Annotated in this window: 5 protein-coding genes; 3 read left to right on the top strand and 2 right to left on the bottom strand. The window is 40.9% G+C overall.

Annotated elements, in window-relative coordinates:
- A partial coding sequence (locus ACWPAB_RS15135; RefSeq protein ID WP_016382363.1) for a TIGR02391 family protein occupies positions 1 to 632 on the top strand: 632 nt, incomplete at its 5' end.
- Here the strand turns inward: ACWPAB_RS15135 and ACWPAB_RS15130 are convergent.
- Positions 603 to 803 carry a hypothetical protein gene (locus ACWPAB_RS15130; RefSeq protein ID WP_003572187.1) on the bottom strand — a complete coding sequence of 67 codons (201 nt, stop codon included), beginning with the start codon at positions 801 to 803 and terminating at the stop codon, positions 603 to 605. The genes ACWPAB_RS15135 and ACWPAB_RS15130 overlap by 30 nt on opposite strands.
- A gap of 41 nt (positions 804 to 844) precedes the next feature.
- On the bottom strand, positions 845 to 1,093 hold the full coding sequence (locus ACWPAB_RS15125) for a hypothetical protein (protein ID WP_003574003.1): 249 nt from the start codon (positions 1,091 to 1,093) through the stop codon (positions 845 to 847).
- A 243-nt stretch (positions 1,094 to 1,336) separates the two neighbouring features.
- On the opposite strand from ACWPAB_RS15125, the gene ACWPAB_RS15120 reads away from it, so the two are divergent.
- Complete coding sequence (locus ACWPAB_RS15120; RefSeq protein ID WP_003572184.1) at positions 1,337 to 1,690, top strand: helix-turn-helix domain-containing protein; 354 nt, start codon at positions 1,337 to 1,339, stop codon at positions 1,688 to 1,690.
- Positions 1,683 to 2,105 (top strand): ImmA/IrrE family metallo-endopeptidase, encoded by a 423-nt coding sequence (locus ACWPAB_RS15115; protein ID WP_003572182.1) that lies wholly within the window; start codon positions 1,683 to 1,685, stop codon positions 2,103 to 2,105. The genes ACWPAB_RS15120 and ACWPAB_RS15115 overlap by 8 nt, the downstream gene beginning before the upstream one ends.
- Positions 2,106 to 2,181: the final 76 nt, after the last annotated feature.

Genomic DNA, 2,181 nt, shown 5'->3' with positions numbered 1-2,181 from the left:
CTTCACACAATAGTCGCCCCTTTTTTAGAGCCATCCAGTACATTGCTCGACCTCAAGACTTTATTTCAAAGCCAGAAGAATGGGGCCGCCTACGATATGAGATAAATGAATGCCTTATTTTTTATGGTTATTGTTTGGATGACAGTGGAAGAATCGCATCAGCAAAAACCGCGACTACGTTTTCTGAAGCCCAGCTACGCTTAAAAACTCTTAGCGCTCGACTTACAGAACTCAATGTTCACCCTCTAGTGATGAAATTCTGCAACGAACAATTTCTTCAAGGCGACTACTTTCACGCCATCTTCGAAGCAAGCAAGGGTGTCGTTAATCGAATTCAGCAACTTTCAGGCATACAAAAAGATGGCAATAGTTTGGTAAGCACCGTGTTTTCGGACAAGCAACCAATACTCGTTATTAAGGGCAACATGCTTGCAACGGAAACCGACAGAGACATATATTCCGGATTACGTAACCTTCTTAGAACCGTAATATTTCTTTATCGAAATCCCAAAGCCCACACCCCTAAGATTTACGATCCCTCCAGTGTCGATGATGCTGTCCAAGCGTTTGTTATCATGTCCGCAGCACAGACAATGCTTGATTCAGTTGTTAATGTCAGAGACTTCCTCTAGCCTTGTTGCCACCAGAAGGCCCAATACCGCCATCCCAAGGATGCTAACTTGGAATGTGGCTTTTGGGTTTCTTTTTTGTAGTTCTTGACTAACAGCAGACTCAAATAGATCTAACGTTTTGGACGTAACCACTGGAAGCTCATTGCGAATTGCATCAATCGGCTTGATCATTTATCTTCCTCCCTATTCCACATGAAGTTTGATTAGCCCGTTCATACCGTCATCTTCTTTTGCTGTGACTGCTTATATTTGACGTATTCAATAGCTCGCTTCCAACGGTCTTTGTCGATCTGATTAGCAGTTAATCCCTGACCGTCAGTCATCTTTTTAACCAGAATTGCCATTACCTGATCACTGATACCGAGAAATTTCGCAATGTCGAGCTGTGACAAATTCAAATGTAATAAGTAGCCTTTCCAGTCATTACGATTAGCAGTCCAATTGAGCTGAACGTTTACCATGTACTCACCTCCCTTACATTTAAAGAATCAATCAAGTTGTTGCATTAATTTATCACGAGTGGTAAATTAATGGCATAGCAAATAAGACAGATGATCTACTTATCCACCGTTATCGCCAAAGACATGGATGGATTAGCTTGTTGATGTTTGCTTAATTACTTGATGAATTCATAGTAAACCACACGTGATAAATTGTAAACCACTTGTGATAAATAATTCGTCATGACCGGGAGAACTCGTCTCATGAGTACTTACGACAGAATAAAAACACTAGCTTCAAATCGAGGGTGGTCACTCCAAAAATTAGCTCTGAAAGCAGGTATAGGCATTAACAGCATCTATCGATGGAAAAAGATGACCCCATCTACCGAGAATGTTCAGAAAGTTGCTGATGTTCTTCAAGTTTCTGTGGATTATTTACTTGGCAATACGGATAACCCCAATCCTGACAATGAAGGTTCTAAACCTGTTGATCTGTCAGGAACAAACATCTTTACCTATCAAGGACAGCCTGTTCGCCAAGACGATTGGGAAATCATTCAAGCTATTTTGGAACGACGCAATAATAGCAGCAAAAAGCGTGATCGTCATGAATGATCATATAGAGGACTTGTTGAATCAGGTGATTGACTATGCTTGGGATCACAATATAGGCTGCTCGACTATCCCCTTACACGAGGACCAAGGCCCTTTGGTTGATACAGAAGCTCGCCTAATTATTCTTAACAACAAATGGCCGAATGCAAATGAGTTGCCATTTCAAGCAGCTCATGAATGTGCACATATTCTCAACGGGGATAACGGTAAGCTTCGATACACAAATCAATACACTAAAAGCCGTACAGAGAATGGAGCCAACCAACGTGCGCTATCAATTATCGTTCCAATGTATTTCGCAGACATTCCAGAAGAATCAGCAAACATTGACCAATTCATGAATGATTTAGCGATACCGCAATGGTTAGAGGATTCTGCCGTTCAATGCATTGAACGGTTTTATGAAAACTACTGACTGTTCATTGTTGAATTAGCTTGCAACCAACTGGTAAAAGCAGATGATATCAGTATAATTGGAAAAGTCATTAATT

The organism is Lacticaseibacillus sp. 30, assembly GCF_053819265.1.
This window is presented reverse-complemented; position numbering and strand designations above follow the sequence as displayed.

Excerpts from the sequence above, each read along its gene's own strand:
- ACWPAB_RS15115 (WP_003572182.1), top strand. The coding sequence starts at position 1,683 with ATGAATGATCATATAGAGGACTTGTTGAATCAGGTGATTGACTATGCT.
- ACWPAB_RS15125 (WP_003574003.1), bottom strand. The coding sequence starts at position 1,093 with ATGGTAAACGTTCAGCTCAATTGGACTGCTAATCGTAATGACTGGAAA.
- ACWPAB_RS15130 (WP_003572187.1), bottom strand. The coding sequence starts at position 803 with ATGATCAAGCCGATTGATGCAATTCGCAATGAGCTTCCAGTGGTTACG.
- ACWPAB_RS15120 (WP_003572184.1), top strand. The coding sequence starts at position 1,337 with ATGAGTACTTACGACAGAATAAAAACACTAGCTTCAAATCGAGGGTGG.